Source organism: Arthrobacter sp. SAFR-044, from assembly GCF_059414985.1.
In genome coordinates this window covers 516606-539695 of the sequence record NZ_JBPFDN010000001.1, presented here as the reverse complement: position 1 = coordinate 539695, position 23090 = coordinate 516606, and the positions used below count along the sequence as shown (strand labels likewise).

Sequence of the window (23090 nt, the reverse complement as noted above, 5' to 3'; positions counted from 1 at the left end):
GCTGCGAACCCGGCGGGCGCTGCAGTCAGCGGCCGCCCAGGAGCAAGTGGGCCTGGGCTACGTCCAGCCGCATTTGATCGACCAGGGCCTCAGGGCCACGGTAGGCCACCATGCCGCGAAGCCGTTCCACGAATTCGACGATCACCGTCTGGCCGTACAGATCGAAGTCCTCCACGGCTTCCTTGGGCCGGTCAATCACGTGGGCCTCGACCTGGCGGCTGACGCCGTCGAAGGTGGGGTTCGAGCCCACGGAGATGGCTGCCGGCCAGCGCTTGCCGGCCTGGTCCACCAGCCACCCGGCGTAAATGCCGTCGGCGGGGATCAACCCTGTCGCGTTGGAGGCGAGGTTTGCCGTCGGGAAGCCCAGTGCCCTGCCCCGGGCGGCGCCGTGGACCACCTCGCCGCGCATCCGGTGCGGCCGGCCCAGGACCGACGCTGCGGTGGTGACGTCTCCGGCCTGCAGGGCTTCGCGCACCCAGGTGGAGGAACAGCGGCGGTCCGTGCCGTCGTCGTCGTGGAGGGGGTAGCCTTCGGCCCCGAATTCGCTGATCACCTGCACATCGAAGCCGAATTTTTCACCCAGTGCCTTCATGGTGTCCAGGTCGCCGGAATTGCCCCGTCCAAAGCGGGCATCATGGCCGATGACCACATGGCTGGCGTGCAGGCAGTCCACGAGGTACTGCTCCACGAACTCTTCGGCCGTGAGGCTGGCGAGGTCCAGCGAGTACTTGACCACCAGGATGGCGTCCAGGCCCAGCTCCCCCAGGGCCTCCAGCTTGTCGTCCAGGCCCATGATGAGCTCCGGCGCGGCCTCCGGCCGGTGGATGACTGCCGGGTGGGGGTCGAACGTGACGGCCACAGCCTTGGCATGGGCCAGGCGGGCCGACCGGATCAGCTGGGACAGCACCTGCTGGTGTCCGCGGTGAACGCCGTCGAAGTTGCCGAAAGTGACAACAGATGGGCCGAAGTCCGCCGGGACATCGGACGGATCGTTCCAGATGTAAACCATCACCCTCGCCTTAAGCTGCCTGAAAGCATCAACGTTCCGGGACCCTTCCGGCCGCGGAACTCTTCAAGGTTACCCGGATTCACTGTGCAGCTTATTCACTGCGCAGCGTTGCCCGTTGCTGCATGGCGTCGCCCGTCACTGCGCAGCTTTTGCCTGCGATGGCCGGCGCCGGTAGAGCCACACCAACCCCAGGATGGGCAGCAGCAGGGGGATGAAGCCGTAGCCGCGGCCGAACAGCGACCAGACGGTCTCGTGCGGGAACTGCACGGAGTCCAGGATGCTCAGGGTCCCCACTACCAGGACGCCGGCCAGTTCAACCAGTACGGCCGCAACCGAGACTTTGAACCACGTGGTTCCGGCCTTGGCCAGTGACACCGTGGCCAGGATGTACACGAGGGCGGCGAAGGCGGACAGCAGGTAGGCCAGGGGCGCCTCGGAGAACTTGGTGAGGATCTGGTAGCCGGCACGGGCAGTGGCCGAGATGGCGAACACGCCGTACACCGCGATCAGGAGGCGGCCGGGTCCGGTGTTGCGGGTGTTGCGGACGGGTGTTCTTCCGGTGGCCGCCTGGGCCTGCTGGTCTTTCATTTCTGCTGCTTCTTCCACTTCAGTACCAGATCTGGTTCATTCGGGCAGCCATCACCAGCGCCGTGACGCCGACGGCGGCCAGGACAAAGTTGCTCCATCGCGTGCGCTCCAGGATGGCCCAGTAAATGGCCGCGGGCGGCAGGAGCATGGCGGTGGCCATGTAGCCCCAAAACTCCCAGGCCTCCCCGGCGATCGGTTCGCCGGCGATCACGCGGACGATCGAACCCACCAGGTAGACCACCAGGGCCACCTCAACGGCCACGACCGACAGGATGGTGACGTCATTCGGTGCCTTCTTCAGGATTCCCGTGCCCAGGCACACCACCGTGGACACCAGGCCGACCACCAGGATGATCCAAAAATATGCGTCCATGCCTACGCCTCCGCGGGTGCGGTTGCGGCACCGTTGCCCGGCGTGAAGACGAGGACCGGCTTGGCGTAACTGCCCGCGTCGGCCAGCAGGGCCACCAGGCTGCCATCGGGCGCGAAGGCCGCGGCAGGGTGCTCGGCGGTGGCGGCACCGGGAGTGCCGGCTGCCGCGCCTGCTGCGATCCGCCGGCCGAAGGAGATTTCGGTGGTTTCTTCGGCGGTGAGCTCGCGGTTGGGCATCAGTGCCCTGGCAGCGAGGGACATGTCCAGGACGTCGAGCTCGTCGGCGAGCTGTTCGAGGGTGCGCGCCTGGTCAAGTGAGTAGGGGCCCACCTGGGTCCGCCGGAGCGCTGTGAGGTGGCCGCCCACGCCAAGGGCATTGCCCAGGTCCCGGGCCAGGGCGCGGATGTACGTCCCGGAAGAACATTCCACCGTCACGTCCAGGTCCACCACGCCTGCCGCTGCGTCCCTGTGGACGCCGTGCACGTCGAACCGGTGGATGGTGACGGGGCGCGCGGCGAGCTTGACGTCCTCGCCGGACCGCACACGGGCATAGGCGCGTTCGCCGTTCACCTTGATCGCGCTGACGCTGCTGGGCACCTGCTGGATATCGCCGGTCAACGCCGCGACGCCGTCGTAAATCTCCTGCTCGGTGGTGCCGGCCGCGCTGGCGGTGGCCGTGACCTCGCCCTCCGCGTCATCGGTCACCGTGGACTGGCCCAGGCGGATGGTGGCGGTGTAGGTCTTGGAGGTGCCCACGATGTAGGTCAGCAGCCGGGTGGCCTTGTTGATGCCAAGCACCAGGACTCCGGTGGCCATGGGATCAAGGGTTCCTGCGTGCCCCACTTTCCGGGTCCCTGCGAGGCGCCGCATCCGGCCAACCACATCATGGCTGGTCCATCCCTGCGGCTTGTCCACTATCACCAGTCCAGAAAGCACGCCTCCCAGTATATCGGCGCAGGTTGGGGCCCCTGTCCAGGCATGGAGCCGGGCGTGGACGACGGCGGCGGCCCACCACGGCGGCCACGTCACCGGGCGGGGCGGAGGCAGGGCAGGGGACGGCTAGGATGGCTGGCATGCCTGAGCTTGCCGCCCATGTCCGCGACGTGCCCGTCAACCAGATCCGCGAGATTACCGAGGCCGCCTGGCGAACTCCCGGCGCCGTGGTGCTCAGCATCGGGGAGCCCGGCTTTCCCCTCCCCCGCCACGTCCTGGACGCGGGCATCGCGTGCCTGGACCGGGACGAGACCAACTACACGCCCAACGCCGGGATCCCGGCCCTGCGGGAAGCGTTCGCCGCAAGGTTCCGGGAGGAGCAGGGCGTGGACGTCGGCGCGGAGCGGGTGTATGTGGTGTCCGGCGCCCAGCAGGGCCTGCACTTCGCCATGAGCCTGCTGCTCTCCCCCGGTGACGAGATCCTGATCCCGAACCCGGGCTACCCCACCTTTGCCATGACCAGCCGGCTGCTGAATGCCGTTCCGGTAGGTTATCCGCTGCACCCGGACCATGGCTTCCAGCCCAGGGTTGCCGACGTCGAGGCCCTCATCACCAGCCGCACCCGGGTGCTGGTTCTTAACTCCCCGTCCAACCCGCTCGGCGCTGTGCTGAGCAAGGACCTGGTCCGGGAGCTGGTGGACCTGGCCCGGCGGCACGACATCTGGGTGATCTCGGACGAATGCTATGAGGCGTTTACCTACGATGTGCCCCACGTCAGTCCGGCAAGGTTCGATGGCGGCACCGCAGAGGATGCCCGCGTCTTCACGTCGCTGACGCTGTCCAAGACCTACGGGCTGACGGGGCTGCGGATCGGGGCACTCGTCTGCCCGCCGGGGCTTGAGCAGAAGATGGACAACGTCATGGAATCGATCGTTTCCTGCGTTGCGTCTGCCCCGCAGTATGCGGCGCTCGCGGCCCTCACCGGCCCGCAGGATTACGTGCGGCACGCGCACCAGCACTACCGGGAGAACCGGGATGCCGCCTCCGCGGTCCTGGCTTCGAAGGGGATCCGCTACCTGCCGGCGCAGGGCGCGTTCTACCTGTGGGCGGACATGTCCCACGTGGCCGGCGGCGATGTCCGGAGCTGGGTCCGGCGGTTCCTTGCCGACTCCGGCGTGGCGCTGGCCCCCGGAACCGCCTTCGGATCCATCGGCGAGGGGTGGGTCCGGATCGCGCTGTGCGGCCGGAAGCAGGACCTGCTGGACGGGCTGTCCCGGCTTCCTGCCGCCCGGTAAAACCGGCGGCGGCCAGGGTCAGCTGCGTGCGCCGGCCAGTGCCCGGTCCAGCCACGTGCGGAGGGCCTCCGCCGGGGCGGCGCCGGCCTGGCGTGCCGCGACCTTCCCGTCCACGAGCACCATCAGCGTGGGGATGGCCTGCACGTCAAACCGCCGCGACAGGCCGGGCGACTTGTCCACGTCCACTTTCACCAGCTTGATCTTCCCTGGCCGCTCCCGGGCCAGCTTGTCGAGGACCGGGCTGACCATCCGGCAGGGTCCGCACCACGCTGCCCAGAAATCCACCAGCACCGGAACTGACGACTGCTCCGCCACCGCAGCGAAGTCAGCGTCGCCTGCGGACACTATCCACGGCAGGTCCGCCTTGCAGTTGCCACAGCGGGGGTGGCCCGCAGCCTGCGCCGGCACCCGGTTGGTCTTCCCGCACGCGGGGCAGCTGAGGAGTGTAGGTTCCATGGCTAGTATTCCTTCCTGCTGTCAAAGGCGCGCCACGCCTGGAAGGGGACGTCCGACGTCGGGATGTCACCCCTGGTGACCGGCATCAGCTCCGGCGCGGCGCCGCTGAAGTAGTCGTAGAAGAGCGCGTCATCAAAGCCTGCAGCTGCGGCCCCGTGCCGGTCCGCGGCGAAGTAGACGTGGCCGATCCTGGCCCACAGTGCGGAGGCCAGGCACATGGGGCACGGCTCGCAGCTTGCGTACAGGACAGAGCCGGTGAGGTCGAAGTCCGCTGTTGCCGCCGCCGCTGCCCGGATGGCCACCACCTCGGCGTGGGCGGTGGGGTCGTTGTCCCGGGTCACCCTGTTAACGCCGGCATGGACGCGCCCGTCAGGCGTTACCACCACTGCGCCGAAGGGGCCGCCGCCCTCGCCGACGTTCTGCGTGGCAAGGTCCACGGCCTGTTCAAGGTATCGGCTCAACTCAGGGTGGTCAGGCGGGCTGATACTGGCATCCTCGGAACTCATAGCACGATCCTAGCCACGGGAGCCCCATGGGGGGATGGAAAGGGGGCCAAAAAGGGGGATGCCCGTAACCACTACCAGCCGGTAGGGGCCTACGCTTGCGCCCGGGGATGTATTTCGCCTCTACCGAGGCTTCCATATCCAGCCCGCAAGGGCCCCGCACCCCGGAGTACCCCATGAAGAAAAGACTCGCACTCTTAGCCTGTATGGCGGCCTCGGCCGCTGCCATAGCGTCCGCAGGCCCTGCCGCAGCTTCCTCGAAGACGCCGGACTATGACGTTCTGGCGGGTGGTTTCGTCTCGCCGCTGCACGTCACGGCCGGACACGGAAAATCGGTCCAGGTGTCCCAGGATTTCGCCGGGAAGCTCACCCGCATCGCCCGCGACGGAACCACCGAAGACCTTTCCAGCGGTACCTCCCAGGGCTGGGAGGTAGCAGGCGCTGACACCCGCGGGAACACGACGTACTTCCTGGAGAGCGTGGGGGCCGGCCAGGGCGACCCCGCCGGGCTGCACGGATACCTGAAGTCCATCGACGCCGGGGGTGATGTGGACACCATCGCCGACTTTGCCGGTTACGAGCGGCGCCACAACCCCGACGGAGACCAGCACTACGGATTTGGCGACGATGTCAGCGCCCGGTGCCTCGCGGCGTGGCCGAAGTTCCCTCCCGCCACCTACAAGGGCATCGTGGATTCCCATCCGTATGCACTGGCGGTACGTGGCAACACAGCCTATGTTGCGGATGCAGGCATGAACGCCGTGCTCAAGGTGAACCTGAAGAACGGTGACATCGACACCGTCGCGGTCCTGCCCCCGCGGCCGGCCGTGGTTCCGGCAGGCCTGCGGATTCCGACGGACATGATGGGAAACACGGTGGAGGTGCCCGCGTGCGTGGTTGGCCATGAGTATGCCTTTGAACCGGTTCCCACGGATGTGGGGATCGGACCTGACGGGATGCTGTACGTGACGTCCCTGCCGGGTGGCCCGGAAGGACCTGAGCTCGGGGCCCGCGGTGCCATTTTCAGGATCAATCCGTGGAACGGCGACACCGACCTCTGGGCAGAGGACATCCTCAGCCCGACGGGCCTGGCGATTGCGGGCAACGGCGATGTCTATGTGGCGTCGCTGTTCGGCGGCGAAATCCTGAAGTTCACCTGTAACGGGGACCGCTCCCGGTTCCTGACGGTGAACATGCCGGCGGATGTGGACATCAGCGACCATACCCTCTACGCGACCATCGACGCCCTGGGTGACCCGTCCCAGCCGCCCGCGGGCAAGGTGATCAAGGCGGACCTCCGGTAGCGCCAGGCCAAGCAGGAGTCAGGAGCCATAGGAGCAACAGGAATTAAATGCCAAGGGCCCGGGACTGGCTCCCGGGCCCTTGTTTGCGTCTTTACTTGTTGCCGTCCTCGTCGAGGTCCTCGTCGTCGGTGAGGTCCAGGTCCTCTTCGTCGAAGTCGTCTTCGTCGATATCCACCTCACCGGATGCATCGGTCTTGTACGGGTCGGCGTCGCCGGCGTGTTGCGCGTTGGCTGCCAGGGCGGCAACCTCTGCGTCCCGCTTGCGGGCCTCCCGGAGCAGCTCCTCCAGGTTGGAGGCGTTGACCGGAATCTGGTCGGCCACGAACTCGAGGGTGGGGGTAAGGCGAACGGTGATGTTCCGGCCCACCTCCTGCCGAAGCACACCCTTGGCCTTCTCAAGCCCCTTGGCGGCATCAGCCTGGACGGTCTGGTCGCCCAGGACGGTGTAGTAAACAGTGGCATGCTGCAGATCATTGGTCACGCGGGCATCGGTGACAGTAATGCCCTCCAGCCGCGGATCCTTGACCTTCCGGCCCAGAGCCTCAGCAACAACAACCTTAATCCGCTGCGCCAACTTGGCAGCACGTGCCGGATCAGCCATGAACAACTCCTATAAGAAGAAAAAAATTAGGGACCTACGACGACGGCGCAGCAAATTGGGCGGATAAGGTCGCCTAAGGTGCTGCTCGCCGTGGTGAGCCAAGGAAGATGCCGGAGAGTTTTGGGGGCGCCCGGGAGTGGCATCGGGCCTACCGGAGCTGGGCGGCAAAGGATCGCAAGATCCTTTGCCGCCCAGCGTAGGGGCGGGGCGCCCCCAAAACTCGGAGGCGCCCAGCCACTGGTTTGAGAACCAGCTTAGACGCGCGGCTTCTCGCGCATCTCGAAGGTCTCGATGATGTCGCCTTCGGTGATGTCGTTGTACGACCCAAGACCGATACCACATTCGAAGTCCGTGCGGACCTCAGTGGCGTCGTCCTTGAACCGCTTGAGCGTCTCAACGGTGAGGTTGTCACCGATGATCTTGCCGTCGCGGCTGATGCGGGCCTTGGCGTTGCGGCGGATGATGCCCGAGCGGACGATCGAGCCGGCGATGTTTCCGAACTTGGAGGAGCGGAAGACTTCGCGGACCTCGGCGGTGCCGAGCTGGACTTCTTCGTATTCCGGCTTGAGCATGCCCTTGAGTGCCATCTCGATGTCATCAATTGCTGCGTAGATGACGGAGTAGAAGCGCATGTCCACGCCTTCGCGGTCTGCCAGTTCGGCAACCCGCTCGGCGGGCTTGACGTTGAAGCCGATGATGACGGCGGAGTCGACCGTTGCCAGGTTGACGTCGTTCTGCGTGATGGCACCAACACCGCGGTGGATGACGCGCAGCTGCACGCCTTCGCCAACGTCGATCTTGAGCAGTGCGTCTTCGAGGGCTTCCACGGCACCGGACACGTCACCCTTGAGGATGAGGTTGAGGGTGTCGATCTTGCCTTCGGCGACGGCCTGGTCGAAGTCTTCCAGGCTGATGCGCTTGCGGCGCTTGGCCAGGGCGGCGTTGCGGTCGGCAGCTTCACGCTTCTCCGCGATCTGGCGGGCGGTGCGCTCGTCAGCGGTCACGAAGAAGGTGTCGCCGGCGCGCGGCACGTTGGACAGACCCAGCACCTGGACGGGGCGGGACGGGCCGGCCTCGGTCAGGGCGCTGCCGTCGTCGTCGAACATCGCACGGACGCGGCCGTGGGCCGTGCCTGCCACGATGGTGTCGCCGACGCGCAGGGTACCGGACTGGACCAGGACGGTGGCAACAGCACCGCGGCCCTTGTCCAGGTTGGCTTCGATCGCGATGCCGCGGGCGTCCTTGTTCGGGTTGGCGCGCATATCCAGGGCAGCGTCCGCGGTGAGCAGGACGGCCTCGAGCAGCTCGTCGATGTTGAGGTTCTGGCGGGCAGAGACCTCTACGAACATGGTGTCGCCACCGTATTCTTCGGGAACCAGGCCGTACTCGGTCAGCTGGCCGCGGACCTTGTCCGGGTTGGCGCCTTCCTTGTCGATCTTGTTCACGGCCACGACGATCGGCACGTTGGCTGCCTGGGCGTGGTTGAGGGCCTCAACGGTCTGCGGCATGACGCCGTCGTCCGCTGCGACCACCAGGATGGCGATGTCGGTGACCTTGGCACCACGGGCACGCATGGCGGTGAACGCCTCGTGGCCCGGGGTATCGATGAAGGTGATCTTGCGGTCATTACCCTCATGGTTGTGAGTGACCTGGTAGGCACCGATGTGCTGGGTGATGCCGCCGTGTTCGCCGGCCATGACGTCGGACTTGCGGATGGCATCGAGCAGTCGGGTCTTACCGTGGTCGACGTGGCCCATGACGGTGACTACCGGAGGACGTGCCTCAAGGTCTTCGTCGCCTTCGGCTTCGAGCTCAGCGTCGAAGTCGATGTCGAAGCCGGAGAGCAGCTCGCGCTCCTCGTCCTCCGGCGAGACAACCTGGAGCTTGTAGCCCAGTTCCTCGCCCAGCAGGGCGAAGGTCTCTTCGTCCAGCGACTGGGTGGCCGTGGCCATTTCACCAAGGTGGAACAGCACGGTGACCAGTGCGGCGGGGTTTGCCTCGATCTTGTCGGCGAAGTCCGTGATGGACGAGCCACGGCGAAGCCGGATGACAGTGTTGCCGTCGCCGCGGGGTACGCTCACGCCACCCAGCGACGGGGCACTCATCTGCTCAAGTTCCTGGCGCTTGGCACGCTTCGACTTGCGCTGCTTGCCACGGCCTGCGCCGCCCTTACCGAAAGCACCCTGCGTGCCACCGCGTCCGCGGCCACCCTTGCCGAAGCCGCCGCCGGCGGGAGCACCGCCACCGGCACCGGGACCACCGGTACCGGGAGCGCCACCGGGGCGTCCGGGACCGCGTCCGCCACCTGGGCGGCCAGCACCTGCGGGTGCGGGACGCTCAGTGCGGTTGGGCATCATGCCGGGAGTGGGACGGGGACCGCCGGGACGCGGTGCGCCGGGACGGGGTCCGCCTGCGCCTGCTGCGGGGCGGGGTCCACCGGCGCCGGCTGCGGGACGGGGCCCACCGGGACGCGGCCCACCGGCACCGGCTGCGGGACGGGGACCGCCTGGACGGTCACCGTCGCGGCCGCCACCCGGACGGGGCATGCCCTGGGACGTGGCGAACGGGTTGTTGCCAGGACGCGGAGCGCGCTCACCGTCTCCGCCGCGGCCACGGGGCATGCCCTGTGAGGTGGCGAAGGGGTTGTTGCCCGGGCGGGGGCCGCCGGGACGGGGGCCGGAACCACCGGGCGTTGAACCACCCGGACGGGCGGAGGGAGCAGGGGTCTCGGCCTTGGGAGCCGGGCGTGCACCGGGCTTGGCACCCGTGGACGGGGCACCCGCAGACGGAGCAGCCGCAGACGGAGCCGCGGGGGCGGCAGGGGCTGCGGGGGCCGGAGCTGCTGCCTTGGCAGCGGGCTCGGCGGGGGCAGCCGGAGCCGGCGCCTCTGCCTTGGGGGCCGGAGCCTTGGGGGCAGCAGGGCCGGGAGCCGGGGCTGAAGTACGGGTACCTGCTGCGGGAGCGGGTGCCTTCGGGGCAGCGGCGGGCGCTGCGGCCGGTGCCGCCGACTTCGCGGCAGCGTCGGGGAAGGCGTTGCGCAGTTTCCGCACAACGGGGGCCTCGATGGTTGACGAGGCGGAGCGAACGAATTCGCCCAGTTCCTGCAGTTTGGTTACTGCATCTTTGGAAGTTATACCGAGCTCTTTGGCGAGCTCATGTACGCGGACCTTGGCCACATTTCTCCTGTCTCGGTCCGCACCGAGCCAGGCACGAACCGTCTACTTCTTACTGCGGACCCCAGCCGCTGTTGATGCGAAGGGGCCCATTGCAGAGCGCAACAAAGTTGTCATCGTTACGCACTCATCGCTGGGAACTCATCGGGTTTCCATCAGATTTCTGACCCGCTTTCAGGTTGGACGGTTGGTGTTGCAGCCACCGGGGCGGCGTCAACATTTCGGGCCTGACGTGATCCGGTGTTCGACGGCGGCGGTCCCGGTCGCGCCCTGAAGGGCACGTCCGAAGGCTCGCCGCTTGATCGCCAGAGCCAGGCACGATGTGCTGGGGTGCAGCCATGCACCCCGGCCAGCCATCCGGCGTCGTTCATCCACCAGGACAGCGGTTGACCCGCTGCCTTCGGCGACGAGCCGGAGCAACTGCGACCGCGGGCCTTTCTTCCGGCATCCGATGCAGGTACGTTGGGGCTGATTCCCGGTGGAAAGCACTTCTGCCACGGTCATCGTCCTGACGTTCTTTCTGCTGGCCGCAGGTTTACCGCCTCCGCAGTCACGGAAACGAGCACGCCCAAGGCACACGGCTACCGGCCGTTAGGCGCGGTCTTATCTATTCTAGCCCCTCCGGGCCGTTCTGCCCGAAACCGGGTGGCCGCCGCAGCGCGCCAGCCACCCTGCCGGGTCCTTACTTATCGCGGTTGCCCGCGGCGTCGGAGACGATGTCGATGCGCCACCCGGTGAGCTTTGCCGCCAGGCGGGCGTTCTGGCCTTCCTTGCCGATGGCCAGGGACAGCTGGTAGTCGGGAACCACAACCCGGGCGGAGCGCGTGGCTTCGTCCGTGATGGTGACCGAATTCACGCGTGACGGTGAGAGGGCGCTGGCAATGAAGGTAGCGGGGTTTTCGCTGAAGTCGACGATGTCGATCTTTTCGTCGTTCAACTCTGTCATGACGGCGCGGACGCGGGAGCCCATTTCACCAATGCACGCACCCTTGGCATTGATCCCCGGGGTGTTCGCCTTGACGGCGATCTTGGTGCGGTGCCCGGCTTCGCGGGCCAGCGCCACGATTTCCACGGAGTGGTCGGCGATCTCGGGTACTTCGAGTTCGAAGAGCTTCCGGACCAGGCCGGGGTGCGACCGGGACAGCGTGACGGACGGGCCCTTGGTGCCGCGGTGCACATCGATGACCAGGGCGCGCAGCCGGTTGCCGTGGATGTACTTCTCACCTGGAACCTGCTCGGGCGGCGGCAGGAGAGCCTCGATCGAGCCGAGGTTGACCTGGATCATGTGCGGGTTGTTGCCCTGCTGGATGGTGCCGGACACCAGTTCGCCTTCGCGGCCCTTGAATTCGCCCAGGACGTTGTCGTCCTCAACGTCGCGGAGCCGCTGCAGGATGATCTGCCGGGCGGTGCTGGCTGCGATGCGGCCGAACCCCTCGGGCGTGTGCTCGAATTCACCGATGGGGGCGCCGTCGTCGTCAATTTCGACAGCCCAGATGGTAACGTGTCCGCTCTTGCGGTCCAGTTCGGCGCGCGCTTTTTCGAAGGCGCCGGGTGACTTGTGGTAGGCCACCAGGAGCGCCTGCTCGATGGTGGGGATCAGGAGGTCCAGCGGGATTTCACGCTCACGCTCCAAAAGTCTCAGTGCGCTCATGTCAATATCCATCAGGCCTCCTCGGAAGGTCCATTGTGTTCAGGTTCCAGACCGTCCTCCGGGAGGTGGCTGAATTCGATCTCGACTTTTCCGTTGCGGATCCTGTCGAAAGGAAGTTTTACTGGCTCACCCTGCCGGGGCTTCATGCCCTTCTTGACGGGCACCTCGGGGATCAGTGTCACTCCCCCGTCGTCCACGGCGTGGATGCGGCCGGTGACGTTTTCGCCCTGGATGACGTTGACCTTGACCATCCGGCCGCGGGCGCGGTGCCAGTGCCGGCTTTCGGTCAGGGGACGCCCGACGCCAGGTGAGGACACTTCGAGGTCGTAGGGACGGCCGTCGTCTTTGGGGTCGTTGTCCAGCACGTCAGAGAGCACCCTGGAGATGTCGGCGATGACGTCCAGGCTGACCCCGCCGGTTTCCTCCTGTGGCAGGTCCACCACAACGTGGACAACCCGGTGGGAGCCGGGAATGATGGCCACGTCCTCGAGGTACAGGCGGTTGGCCTGGACTGCGGGTTCCAGGAGGGCCCGGAGCCGGGCAGCTTCGGGATTGTGGGCCGGCGCGGTTCCGCTTCCCGAGCCGGTGTGGTCTGGTGAAGCCGTAGCTTCTGCGTTGCTCACGATGCCGGCCGCCTCCCTATAGATGATGTTGTGTTTACTAGCGTAGCCATTTTACCGGCCCAGCGGTGCACCCGGGTGCCCCCTCAGCGTGACACCATGGTCTGTTGTGAAAGACCCCCGCCAGGACACCAACCCCCGCATGCGCACCCTCCGATATGCCGTCCTTGCCCTTGCTGCCCTGGTGGTCCTGAGCCTCGGTTTCGCCCTGATTCCCGCGGAAGAGCCTGCTCCTGCCGAGCCCCCGTTTTCGGAGCAGGCCCGGGCAGCAGCGCTCGGCGCGGCCCTCGATCTGCGGGCCGCCGGACTGGGGCTCGCATCCGCCGGCACCGCGGATTCCAACGCGTTGGACCCTGTTGTGACCTTGCTGACCATCCAGGCCAGGGCGCTGGTGTCCCCTGGGTCCGACTCCGCGTCCGGGCCTGCGAACGCGTCAGCGCAGACATCGCCGCCGGCTTCTGCGCCGCCAGCTTCCGCAGCCGCTCCGCAAAGCACCGCGGAGCTGATCCAGGCCCTGGCCAACAGCGGGACAGCCCGGCTCAAGGACGCTGAAACGGCCGACGGCGGCATGGCACGGCTTCTCGCGGGCACCGGCACCGCGCAGCTCATCGCGGCCCGGCGTCTTGCCGTCGCCGCCGGGATCCCCGTGCCGCAGGGAACGGCAGGACCTGGTGCCGAGGTGCCCGGGGCGGCAGCAGCCGCTTCTCCGTGCGCGTCCACTACAGGCCCGGCTGCTTCAGCCCCGGCTGCTTCAGCCCCGGCCGCGCAGGAAAGCACGTTGGCCACCGCTCCCCCAAGCACGCGCCAGGCCCTCGCCGCCGCCATTTCCGCCGAGCAGCAGGCCGTCTACGGCTACCAGGCAGCACTCCCCCGCCTCGCTCCCGCTGAGGCGGCCCCGGCGTCGGACTTCCTGGGCGTGCACAAGGGACTGGCTGCGGCCGCAGCGGAACGCCTTAGGTCGGCCTGCGGCGGCTCCGTGCCGCAACAGCCCGGGTACGTCCTTGGCCCCGGCTTCCTGGCTGCGCCGGCGGCGGCCCTGGGCAAGCTCGAGGCGGCTACGCTGGCGTCCTACGGCGACGTGGTGGCGGTATCCCAGGGCCAGGACCGGAAGTGGGCCCTGGCTGCCCTTCAGTCCGCCGCAGGACGTGCCCTGCAGTGGGGCGTAGATCCCGGGCCTGTTCCGGGCCTCACCCTGGACGCCGGCCAACTGCCTGCCCTTCCCGCTGGGACCGGCCTTCCCGCCGGGGCCAGCGTGGCGCCGTCGCCCGCCGCATCCTGAACCCCGTGGCTAACAGCCGGCCTTCCCGTGCTGGATCCCTGCCGGCAGGGAGGCCTTGTCCGGGGGTGGCATTGGACCGGCGGGGGTGGTTTGCTGAAGGAATGAACGCGGACGAACCGGCCAACGCTCCGGGAGCCGGTGCGGCCGGCCCGGACCTGAACCGCCATCTTGAGACGGAACCGCACGGCGACGACACCGCGCACCGGCTGAACTGGCTGCGCGCCGGTGTCCTCGGCGCCAACGACGGCATCGTCTCGGTTGCCGCGATCGTCGTGGGCGTGGCCGGGGCCACCGCCGAGGCGGGCCCCATCCTCACGGCAGGCGTAGCCGGCGTGGTGGGCGGTGCGGTCTCCATGGCGCTGGGAGAATACGTTTCGGTCAGCAGCCAGAGCGACAGCCAGCGGGCGCTGATCGAGAAGGAACGCCGCGAACTCGAGGAGGATCCGGAAGCGGAACTGGCCGAGCTGACCGCCATTTACCAGGCCAAGGGCCTCACCCCTGAAACGGCGGCCAAGGTCGCCAAGGAGCTGACGGCCCACGACGTCCTGGCAGCGCACCTGTCCGCCGAGCTCAACATCGACGAAGCGGACATCGTCAGCCCCTGGCATGCGGCCTTCGCCTCGGCCATTGCCTTCACCATTGGGGCCATCCTGCCCATGCTGGCCATCCTGCTTCCGCCGCCAGGGCTCCGGGTGCCGCTGACCTTCATATCGGTCCTGGTGGCCCTGGCGTTGACGGGTACACTCGGTGCCTGGATTGGCGGCGGGTCGAAAACCCGGGCAGCTGTCCGTGTGGTGGTGGGCGGGGCCCTGGCACTCGCGGCAACGTTCGTCATCGGCAACCTGCTCGGCGCCTCCGGTGTTGTCTGATCCCGTGGTGCCCGGCATCTTGCCACCGGGTCCCGTATCTGCTCCCGGGTCACCTGCCGTTCCCATTCCCCCGGACCTCGCTGCCCGGTACGCACGCAGCAGTGCGGGACGGGCCTGGCTGGCCCGTCTTCCGGGCCTGCTGGCGGACCGCCTCGAGCAGTGGCATCTGGAAGTTGACCTGCCACCGCGCAGCTTCCCCTGGAGCGGCCACGGCGCCCTCGTGGTCCCTGTCCGGCAGGACGATGGCTCGCCGGCAGCCCTCAAAATCGCTTTCCCCCACGACGAGGCCAAGGTGGAGCGGCATGCGCTGGCACTCTGGGACGGCCGCGGCGCCGTTGTCCTGCTGGCCTGGGACAGCGGATCGTGCGCCATGCTCCTGGAGCGCCTCGCCGCCGACCGGTCACTGGCGCACCTGCCGCTGGACGACGCAGCGCAGGTGTGGGGCGGATTGGTGCGTCAGCTGGGACTCGTCCCGGACCCGCGGCCGGAATGGCAGGAGTTCACCCACATCGCCGCCCGGGCCGAACAATGGAGCGACGACCTGCCCGCGGACTGGGAACAGCTGGGCCGGCCGTTTCCCCGGTGGCTGTTGGAGGCGGCCCTGGAGGTGTGCCAGACGCGGGGCGCGGTGGGACGCCGGTCCGCCCGCGACGTCCTGGTCCACACCGACCTGCATTTCCTGAACATCCTGGCGCGGCCCGGGACGGCGGGGGCAACACCGGCCGGCTATGCAGCGATCGACCCCCAGCCCATGATCGGCGAGCCCGAGTTCGCGGTTGCACCGCTGCTGTGGAACCGCCTCGGAGACCTGCCGGCGGACCGGCCCGGTCCTGCGCTCCTCAGCCGCTGCCACGACTTCAGCACCGCCGCCGGCCTGGACCCGGAGGTGGCCCGGGAATGGGCGATCGCCAGGGAAGTGGAAAATGCGCTGTGGTACGCCGGGCAGGGCCACCGGGGTGACCTGGCCCGGTCGCTGTGGGTGGCCAGCACCCTCGCCGGGAACACCCTGGACGGCCTGCCGCATCCGCATTCGCTGCCGAAACCTGGACAGGGGGAACCTGGATAGGGCGGCTAGGGCCGGGGGCGCCAACCGGACGCGGCCACAGGACTGCGTGCTCCAGCGCGGAAAAGGGTCAGGAGTTCCGCACCGCGGCCAGGGCGGACCGGACAGCGTCAACTGCCGTGGCCACATCTTCCCCCGCCGTGTGCCAGTTGCTCACCGATACCCGGAGGATGTCCCGGTCCCGCCAGTGCGAACCGGACATCCACACCTTTCCCTCCTCGATGATGCGGGCGGTGACAGCGCGGGTAGTGTCGTCGTCCCCAAAAGCCAGGCACACCTGCGTGTAGCCAACGTCGTTGAGGACCTCCACCCCGTCCAAGGCTGCCAGCCCCTCCGCGATGGCCGTTGCCGCCGCGGCCAGGCCACCTACTTGCGCGGCCACGCCGTCGCGGCCCAGGCTTTTCAGGGCCGCCCATACCGGCACACCCCGTGCGCGCCGGGACAGCTCGGGGACCTTTTCGAAGGGGTCGCCCGGGCCTTCGGCGTCGTGCACCAGATAGCTCGCATGCAGGCCCATAGCAGCCCGCAGTGCCGACGCATCCCGGACGATGGCGATGCCGCAGTCGTAAGGCACGTTCAGGGTTTTATGCGCGTCCGTGCCCCAGGAGTCCGCCTCCTCAAACCCGCGGGTGAGGTGCCGCAGTTCCGGCGCCGCGGCAGCCCACAGGCCGAAGGCACCATCGATGTGGACCCACGCGCCGTGTTTGCGTGCGACGGCGATGGCTTCGGTGAAGGGGTCGAAGGCACCGGAGTGCAGGTTGCCGGCCTGGAGGCACACCAAAGCGGGGCCCGTGCCGTCTGCAAGGGCCGCGTCGAGTGCTGCGGGGACAAGGCGGCCCTGGCCGTCAGCGTCAACCTGCACCGGCTTCCCAAGGCCCAGGTAGCGCAGCCCAAGGTCCACGGTGTCATGCCGCTCCCGCCCCACGAAGCAACGGATCCGGGGTGCGCCGGACAGACCGTCGCGGTCCAGGTCCCACCCTGCGTCGGTGAGCAACCGCCAGCGGGCCGCGGCCATTCCGGTGAAGTTCGCCATGGTGGCGCCGGTGACGAATCCGACGTCGGCTGTGGGAGGCAGGCCCAGCAGATCGAGCACCCACTGTCCTGCGGCTTCCTCGATGGCACCGGTGGCCGGGGTTGCGTACCGGAGGCCCGCGTTCTGGTCCCAGGCGCTGACCAGCCAGTCGGAGGCCAGGGCGGCGGGAAGGGTGCCGCCAATGACCCAGCCGAAAAACCTGCCCGAAGGCATGGCCATGAGGCCGGGCTCTGCCTGTTTGGCCAGGAAGTCGATGACGTCGACGGCTGGCATTCCTGATTCCGGCAACGGTCCGCCGAAGACTTTGGCGAGTTCGCGGGCGTTCCGGGCCGGTCCTACAGGGCGGTCCGGGAGGCTGTCCAGCCACGCCTGCGAGTACCCCGCTGCGGCCGCCAATGCCGCGGCAAACCCTTCATCGCCGTGTGCCATACCTGCATGCTACGCCGGGCGGGCCCGGGTCACGAGGACCAGCTCAGGCGAAGTTTTCCTGCCAGACGTCATAGCCGAGTTTGACGATCAGGGCTGTGACAACCACCAGGAACACCACCCGGACGAACTTGCTGCCCTGCTGCACGGCGGTCCGGGCGCCAAGATACCCTCCGGCCATGTTCGCCGCCCCAAGCACCAGGCCGATGCCCCACAAAATGGACCCGTGCGGCAGGAAGAACAGCAGGGCCCCGGCGTTGGTGGCCATGTTGACGATCTTGGCCTTGGCGCTCGCTTCCAGGAACGCATAGCCCATGGCGGACACCAGGGCGATGACCAGGAAGGATCCCGTCCCAGGACCGATGAGCCCGTCGTAGAAGCCGATCACCGCACCGATAAGGCACGCGACGACGTAGTGCCGGTGGCCTTCGTGCCGCAGCGCCGTCAGTTCACCGACACTGGGCTTGAGTGCCGTGAAAAGCGCGACGGCGACCAGCGCCACCACGATGATGGGCTTGAAGACCCCTGCCGGCAGGGTGGCCGCCAGGCTCGCCCCGCCGAAACTGCCAGCCAGGGCTATGACGGCCATGGGGACGGCAGTCCGGAGGTCCGGGCCCACCCTCCGGTAGTAGGTGGCGGCGCTGGTGGCGGTCCCGAAGATGGAGCCCATCTTGTTGGTGGCCAGCGCCTGGACGGGCGCGATGCCGGGAACCAGCAGCAGTGCGGGAAGCTGGAGAAGGCCTCCGCCGCCCACCACTGCGTCAACCCAGCCGGCTGCGAATCCAGCCACCACGATCAGGATGATGGTGGTGAGCTGGATCGACTCGAAGCCGGAGATCACTGGTTGCGGACGGCGTTGACCACGTAGTCGACGGCCTTGTCCACCTCGATGTTCTCGGCTTCACCGCTGCGGCGGTCCTTGATCTCCACCACGCCGTCCACCAGCCCGCGGCCCACTGCCAGGATGGTGGGGACGCCCACCAGTTCCGCGTCGCCGAACTTCACACCGGGAGAGACCTTGGGGCGGTCGTCATAAATGACTGACAGTCCTGCCGCTTCGAGGTCTGCCGAGAGTTTCTCCGCTGCCTGGAAAATCTCTTCGCCGCGGCCCACGGCCACGACGTGCACGTCTGCAGGGGCCACGGTGCGGGGCCAAACAAGGCCGCGGTCGTCATGGTTGGCCTCTGCCAGCGCCGCCACGGCCCGGGTAACCCCCACGCCGTAGGAGCCCATGGTGACCACCACCTGCTTGCCGTTCTGGTCCAGCACCTTGAGGTCCAGGGCTTCGGCGTACTTGCGGCCGAGCTGGAAGATGTGGCCCATCTCGATCCCGCGCGCGGTTTCCAGGGGTCCGGAGCCGTCCGGGGAGGGATCGCCGGCGCGGACCTCAGTGCACTCGATCACGCCGTCCCAGCCAAAGTCGCGCCCGGCGACCAGGCCGAAAACGTGCTTGCCGGCTTCATTGGCGCCGGTGATCCAGGCGGTTCCGCTGACAACGCGGGGGTCCACCAGGTACAGCAGCTTGGTGGCGCTTTCGGCGCCGAGGAGGGCCTGGTCCAGGGAGAGGCCCGGGCCCAGGTAGCCCTTGACGATCAGCGGCTGCTTCTTGAGGTCCTCCTCGCCGGCCTGCTCGAGTCCGATCTCCCCCGCCATGGGCAGGAAGGCGCCAATGTTCGCTTCGACGCGCTTGAGGTCCACCGCGCGGTCACCGGGAAGGCCGATGACCACAAGCTGCCGCTCACCCGTGGGCAGCGTGACGGCGAGGACCACGTTCTTCAGCGTGTCAGCGGCAGTCCAGGCGCCGCCGTCGGCCTCTGCCCGCGGGGCAATCTGGTTGGACGCAGCAACAAGGGTCTCGATGGTGGGTGTGTCCGGGGTGTCCAGGACTTCCGCGGCCGGGGCATTGGTGAAGTCAACCGGATCGGGGACCACCGTGGTGACAGCCTCCACGTTGGCCGCGTAGCCGCCTGCGGAGCGGACGAAGGTGTCCTCGCCGATCTCGGTGGGGAACAGGAATTCCTCGCTCCTTGACCCGCCCATGGCACCGGCGGTGGCCGCCACCGGCACAACCTCGAGGCCCAGGCGTTCGAAGATCTTCAGGTAGGCGGCGCGGTGCGCGGCGTAGCTGGCATCCAGGCCGGCGTCGTCCACGTCGAAGGAGTAGGAATCCTTCATGATGAACTCACGGCCGCGGAGGAGTCCCGCGCGGGGACGGGCCTCGTCACGGTACTTGTTCTGGATCTGGTACAGGCTCAGCGGCAGGTCCTTGTAGGACGAGTACAGGTCCTTGACCAGGAGGGTGAACATTTCCTCGTGCGTGGGGGCCAGCAGGTAGTCGGCGCCCTTGCGGTCCTGGAGCCGGAACAGGCCCTCGCCATACTCGGTCCAGCGGTTGGTGGCCTCGTAAGGCTCGCGGGGCAGGAGGGCTGGGAAATGGACTTCCTGGGCGCCGATGGCAGTCATTTCCTGGCGGATGATTTCCTCGACCTTGCGCAGGACGCTCAGCCCCAGCGGCAGCCAGGTGTAGATGCCCGGGGCGGCGCGGCGGATGTAGCCGGCGCGGACCAGGAGTTTGTGGCTGGCGACCTCGGCATCGACGGGGTCTTCGCGCAGCGTGCGCAGGAAAAGCTGGGACAGTCGTAGGACCACGGGTGGTATCCGTTTCTGGGGAAGTGCTGGGTCAGCAGGGCCGGACAATTCGTCTGGGTACTAATCTACCGGCACCCAACCGGCGGCACTGACTGGCCGCGGCGGGAGACGCCCGGGAGCACCCCCGGAACACAGTGGCCGGACACAGTCCGGACACAGTAGAGCCACGCCCGGGAATACAAAGCCCCTGGCCCCCCAATAGGGCTGGTCATCGCATCCGGGCGTGGCTCAACGCCGTTATCGCCTTAGTACTGGTGAGGACTGGTGAGACCGCCCACCCCACTTCCAGCGCAGCTAGATCGAACTTATGTGATCGTGCGCACGTTTGACAAGTGTTTTTATTTTCGGGAATCCGTTTGCCTGCATTTGCCCGCGGTTGTTGCTTCAAGCCGGGATGGTTACTTCAGCAGCCGGTTGCTACTTCACCAGGGCGGCAGCGGAGTCAAGGAGCGCACCTGCCCGCCGGACGGCGTCAGCCTCGCTTTCCCCGCCTATGGCAACCGCCGTCATGAGCACGCCCTGATGGACCGCCTGGGCCTTGATTGTCGAGTGCACCTTCCCATCCGGCGACTTGGTATCTGTCCGGTAGGCAACCGTCTTCGGGACGCTGCCGGCGCCTTCAACAGGGGTCAAAGTCACTGCATACTCCATACCGGCCGCGGTCATCGTCACGTGGGCGCACGCGTCCAGCCGGTCCAGCTGGCTTGCGATCGTGGCCAGGACGGATTCGTCCAGGCCAGCTGCCAAAGTCATGATCGACATTGAACCGGACGCCGTGTCGATGCTCTGCCCTGCCGCCATCGCGGCGCCCTCAAAGGCTGAGACATTGCTGGAAGCAGCCATGTCCTGGCACTCTGCCGGGGCAACATGCATCGATGCGATTGCCGCCTTGGCCTGCTCCAGGGAGCTTGCCAAATCGGCGCTGGGCAGGACGGACAGCCTCCGGTCGGCCGAGTCCCGCACCTGGCCCACGATGGCGGCAAGTTGGTCGGCGGTGTAGGCCTTGGCGCTCGGCGTGGCGCTGGGTGTGGCAGCCGGTGTGGGGGTCGGCGTGGCGGCGGCGGAAACAGTTGTTGCGGAGCCCGCGGACGCAGGAGGTGTGGAGTCCGCGGCTTGTGGCCCGGATGCTCCCCCACAGGCAGAAACTGCTACGGCCATAAGGGCGCAAGCCCCGAAAGTTCCCAGCACGGACGTCTTCAATTTTCCCCCAATATTCTGCTTGCTGCCGGCAACCGCCGGCTAGAAGAGAACTGTAGCGAAGGTGCCAACCTGGCGGAAGCCTACGCGTTCATAGGTGGACCTGGCCCTGGTGTTGAATCCGTTGACGTAGAGGCTGGTCACCGGTGCAATCTGCCGGGCCTTTTCCACTACTGCCGACATATAGCCGGCGCTCAACCCCTGGCCCCGGAAGAGCGGGTTCATCCAGACACCCTGGACCTGGGTGACGTCGTCCGTGACCGCTCCAAGCTCAGCCTTGAACACCACCTCCCCTGCGTCGTTGAGGTGGACCATGGAGTGTCCCTGCCTGATGAGGCCCTCAACGCGGCGGCTGTAGAACTCCCTGCCGCCAAGATAGGGCGAGTACCCTACCTCCTCCTCGAACATGGCGGCGCAGGCGGGCAGGATGCGGTCGAAGTCAGCGAGGTTTCCCAGGGCCAGGCCGGGGTTGGGTTGCACCAGGGGCGGTCCGTCGATGACCATCAGGGGCTGGTCCGCCCGGACCTCGTGGGCCCGGTGGCCCAGCTCCGCGAGTTCGGCATTGAGCGCCAGCACGGGGTCCGCCGGACCGAAAGCGGACGCGTACCGGCGCCCGGAGCTGTTTGCGACCGCTGCTACCAAGGGTGCCAGGGCCGGATCGAGCTGGACCGGAACCAGGTTGGCTCCGGCCCAGCACGCACCGGCAAGGATGCCGTCGTCGAAAACCCCGATGACGCCGGCCCCACCGCTGGTGGGCGCCGCCGTCCCCGTGGCACGAAGGTGCGCCAGGATGAACACGTTGGTTACGGGGTCCTGCTGGGCCAGTAATCTCAGCGCGGGGGTGTCCTGGCCGTCGAGGGTACGGACAGAAAGCCCCGCAGGATCGGCGGCGTCCTTACGAGACGCTAACCACGGGGCTACCCTTGACAGCATCTTCGCCATCGGCCTCCCCCATCTCTTCCGCGATACGCATAGCCTCTTCGATCAGTGTCTCAACAATTGCGCTCTCGGGAACAGTCTTGATGACCTCGCCCTTAACGAAGATCTGGCCCTTGCCGTTGCCCGAGGCGACGCCGAGGTCCGCCTCGCGTGCCTCGCCTGGACCGTTCACCACGCAGCCCATGACGGCCACGCGCAGCGGGATCTCCATCCCTTCCAGCCCGGCCGTGACCTGTTCTGCCAGAGTGTACACGTCCACCTGGGCGCGGCCGCAGGAAGGGCACGAAACGATTTCCAGCTTGCGGGGCCGCAGGTTCAGCGACTGGAGGATCTGGTTGCCCACCTTGATCTCCTCCACCGGCGGCGCGGAGAGGGACACGCGGATGGTGTCGCCGATGCCACGGGACAGGAGTGCCCCGAAAGCCGTCGCGGACTTGATGGTGCCCTGGAAGGCAGGCCCGGCTTCGGTGACGCCCAGGTGCAGGGGCCAGTCACCCTTTTCGGCGAGCATTTCATAGGCGGCCACCATGACCACGGGGTCATTGTGCTTCACCGAGATCTTGAAGTCATGGAAACCGTGCTCCTCAAAGAGGGACGCTTCCCAGACGGCTGATTCGACCAGCGCTTCAGGGGTGGCCTTGCCGTACTTCTTGAGGATGCCCGGTTCCAGGGAGCCGGCGTTGACCCCGATGCGGATGGAGGTGCCGTGGTCCTTGGCGGCGGCGGCGATCTCCTTGACCTGGTCATCGAACTTGCGGATGTTTCCGGGGTTCACCCGCACTGCCGCACAGCCTGCCTCGATGGCCGCGAAGACGTACTTCGGCTGGAAGTGGATGTCCGCGATGACCGGAATCTGGGATTTCCGGGCGATGATGGGCAGCGCCTCGGCATCGTCAGCGGACGGGCAGGCCACGCGGACAATGTCGCAGCCCGACGCCGTGAGTTCCGCGATTTGCTGCAGCGTGGCGTTGATGTCCGTGGTGGGCGTGGTGGTCATGGACTGCACGCTGATGGGGAAATCAGATCCTACGCCTACCGAGCCGACTTTGATCTGGCGCGTCTTGCGGCGGGGGGCAAGGACGGGCGGTGGTGCTGACGGCATTCCCAGGCTGACCGAGGTCACGTGGACT

At 67.4% G+C, this 23090-nt stretch carries 22 protein-coding genes; 5 read left to right on the top strand and 17 right to left on the bottom strand.

All coding sequences use genetic code 11. The annotated features are described in order from the left end of the window. Nucleotides 1–25: 25 nt before the first annotated feature. The 4 genes from ACR65J_RS02365 to truB all read right to left on the bottom strand — a co-directional run bounded on the left by ACR65J_RS02365 (nucleotide 26) and on the right by truB (nucleotide 2905). Nucleotides 26–1009, bottom strand: a complete 984-nt coding sequence (locus ACR65J_RS02365) for a bifunctional riboflavin kinase/FAD synthetase (protein WP_440165692.1) — start codon at nucleotides 1007–1009, stop codon at nucleotides 26–28. Between the two features lie 135 nt (nucleotides 1010–1144). Continuing rightward, nucleotides 1145–1597, bottom strand: a complete 453-nt coding sequence (locus tag ACR65J_RS02360; RefSeq protein ID WP_440165690.1) for a hypothetical protein — start codon at nucleotides 1595–1597, stop codon at nucleotides 1145–1147. A gap of 19 nt (nucleotides 1598–1616) precedes the next feature. Continuing rightward, on the bottom strand, nucleotides 1617–1970 hold the full coding sequence (locus ACR65J_RS02355) for a hypothetical protein (protein ID WP_440165688.1): 354 nt from the start codon (nucleotides 1968–1970) through the stop codon (nucleotides 1617–1619). 2 nt (nucleotides 1971–1972) lie between these two features. Next, nucleotides 1973–2905, bottom strand: coding sequence for a tRNA pseudouridine(55) synthase TruB (gene truB / locus ACR65J_RS02350; protein WP_440165686.1), 933 nt, complete (start codon nucleotides 2903–2905; stop codon nucleotides 1973–1975). Between the two features lie 137 nt (nucleotides 2906–3042). Here truB and ACR65J_RS02345 point away from each other — a divergent pair, with 137 nt between their 5' ends. Continuing rightward, a complete protein-coding gene (locus ACR65J_RS02345) occupies nucleotides 3043–4197 on the top strand; it encodes a pyridoxal phosphate-dependent aminotransferase (protein ID WP_440165684.1) in 1155 nt (384 codons plus the stop codon). Nucleotides 4198–4215: 18 nt separating this feature from the next. Here ACR65J_RS02345 and trxA read toward each other — a convergent pair whose 3' ends face one another. Then, entirely contained in the window at nucleotides 4216–4653 is a 438-nt protein-coding gene (gene trxA, locus ACR65J_RS02340) for a thioredoxin (protein ID WP_440165682.1), read from the bottom strand. A 2-nt stretch (nucleotides 4654–4655) separates the two neighbouring features. Continuing rightward, nucleotides 4656–5159 carry a nucleoside deaminase gene (locus ACR65J_RS02335; protein WP_440165680.1) on the bottom strand — a complete coding sequence of 168 codons (504 nt, stop codon included), beginning with the start codon at nucleotides 5157–5159 and terminating at the stop codon, nucleotides 4656–4658. 173 nt (nucleotides 5160–5332) lie between these two features. On the opposite strand from ACR65J_RS02335, the gene ACR65J_RS02330 reads away from it, so the two are divergent. Next, a complete protein-coding gene (locus tag ACR65J_RS02330; protein ID WP_440165678.1) occupies nucleotides 5333–6460 on the top strand; it encodes a ScyD/ScyE family protein in 1128 nt (375 codons plus the stop codon). 91 nt (nucleotides 6461–6551) lie between these two features. On the opposite strand, the gene rbfA is transcribed toward ACR65J_RS02330, so the two are convergent. From rbfA to rimP, 5 genes are all read right to left on the bottom strand, one after another. After that, nucleotides 6552–7061 (bottom strand): 30S ribosome-binding factor RbfA, encoded by a 510-nt coding sequence (rbfA, locus tag ACR65J_RS02325; RefSeq protein ID WP_440165676.1) that lies wholly within the window; start codon nucleotides 7059–7061, stop codon nucleotides 6552–6554. A gap of 254 nt (nucleotides 7062–7315) precedes the next feature. Beyond that, complete coding sequence (gene infB / locus ACR65J_RS02320) at nucleotides 7316–10237, bottom strand: translation initiation factor IF-2 (RefSeq protein WP_440165675.1); 2922 nt, start codon at nucleotides 10235–10237, stop codon at nucleotides 7316–7318. 210 nt (nucleotides 10238–10447) lie between these two features. Further along, on the bottom strand, nucleotides 10448–10738 hold the full coding sequence (locus ACR65J_RS02315; protein ID WP_440165673.1) for a YlxR family protein: 291 nt from the start codon (nucleotides 10736–10738) through the stop codon (nucleotides 10448–10450). A gap of 178 nt (nucleotides 10739–10916) precedes the next feature. Then, the gene (gene nusA / locus ACR65J_RS02310) at nucleotides 10917–11897 is read right to left on the bottom strand and encodes a transcription termination factor NusA (RefSeq protein ID WP_159632360.1); all 981 of its coding nucleotides are present in this window, start codon (nucleotides 11895–11897) and stop codon (nucleotides 10917–10919) included. Beyond that, on the bottom strand, nucleotides 11897–12508 hold the full coding sequence (gene rimP, locus ACR65J_RS02305) for a ribosome maturation factor RimP (protein ID WP_440165670.1): 612 nt from the start codon (nucleotides 12506–12508) through the stop codon (nucleotides 11897–11899). Before rimP ends, nusA begins: the two co-directional genes overlap by 1 nt. Before the next feature lie 106 nt (nucleotides 12509–12614). Here rimP and ACR65J_RS02300 point away from each other — a divergent pair, with 106 nt between their 5' ends. The 3 genes from ACR65J_RS02300 to ACR65J_RS02290 all read left to right on the top strand — a co-directional run bounded on the left by ACR65J_RS02300 (nucleotide 12615) and on the right by ACR65J_RS02290 (nucleotide 15719). After that, complete coding sequence (locus tag ACR65J_RS02300) at nucleotides 12615–13784, top strand: DUF4439 domain-containing protein (RefSeq protein WP_440165668.1); 1170 nt, start codon at nucleotides 12615–12617, stop codon at nucleotides 13782–13784. Nucleotides 13785–13885: 101 nt separating this feature from the next. After that, nucleotides 13886–14653: a VIT1/CCC1 transporter family protein gene (locus tag ACR65J_RS02295; RefSeq protein WP_440165666.1), complete on the top strand. Its 768-nt coding sequence runs from the start codon at nucleotides 13886–13888 to the stop codon at nucleotides 14651–14653. A gap of 7 nt (nucleotides 14654–14660) precedes the next feature. After that, on the top strand, nucleotides 14661–15719 hold the full coding sequence (locus ACR65J_RS02290) for an aminoglycoside phosphotransferase family protein (protein ID WP_440165664.1): 1059 nt from the start codon (nucleotides 14661–14663) through the stop codon (nucleotides 15717–15719). Nucleotides 15720–15786: 67 nt separating this feature from the next. Here the strand turns inward: ACR65J_RS02290 and ACR65J_RS02285 are convergent, their stop codons facing one another. The 6 genes from ACR65J_RS02285 to ispG form a co-directional block, all read right to left on the bottom strand. Next, nucleotides 15787–17178: a pyridoxal phosphate-dependent decarboxylase family protein gene (locus tag ACR65J_RS02285; protein ID WP_440165662.1), complete on the bottom strand. Its 1392-nt coding sequence runs from the start codon at nucleotides 17176–17178 to the stop codon at nucleotides 15787–15789. Nucleotides 17179–17221: 43 nt separating this feature from the next. Next, a complete protein-coding gene (locus tag ACR65J_RS02280) occupies nucleotides 17222–18016 on the bottom strand; it encodes a sulfite exporter TauE/SafE family protein (RefSeq protein WP_440165660.1) in 795 nt (264 codons plus the stop codon). Next, the gene (locus ACR65J_RS02275) at nucleotides 18013–19824 is read right to left on the bottom strand and encodes a proline--tRNA ligase (RefSeq protein ID WP_440165659.1); all 1812 of its coding nucleotides are present in this window, start codon (nucleotides 19822–19824) and stop codon (nucleotides 18013–18015) included. Before ACR65J_RS02275 ends, ACR65J_RS02280 begins: the two co-directional genes overlap by 4 nt. Nucleotides 19825–20241: 417 nt before the next feature. Next, nucleotides 20242–20982 (bottom strand): hypothetical protein, encoded by a 741-nt coding sequence (locus ACR65J_RS02270; RefSeq protein ID WP_440165657.1) that lies wholly within the window; start codon nucleotides 20980–20982, stop codon nucleotides 20242–20244. A gap of 81 nt (nucleotides 20983–21063) precedes the next feature. Next, complete coding sequence (locus ACR65J_RS02265; RefSeq protein WP_440165856.1) at nucleotides 21064–21954, bottom strand: GNAT family N-acetyltransferase; 891 nt, start codon at nucleotides 21952–21954, stop codon at nucleotides 21064–21066. Then, entirely contained in the window at nucleotides 21917–23083 is a 1167-nt protein-coding gene (gene ispG, locus ACR65J_RS02260; protein ID WP_141161002.1) for a flavodoxin-dependent (E)-4-hydroxy-3-methylbut-2-enyl-diphosphate synthase, read from the bottom strand. Before ispG ends, ACR65J_RS02265 begins: the two co-directional genes overlap by 38 nt. Between the last annotated feature and the right edge of the window lie 7 nt (nucleotides 23084–23090).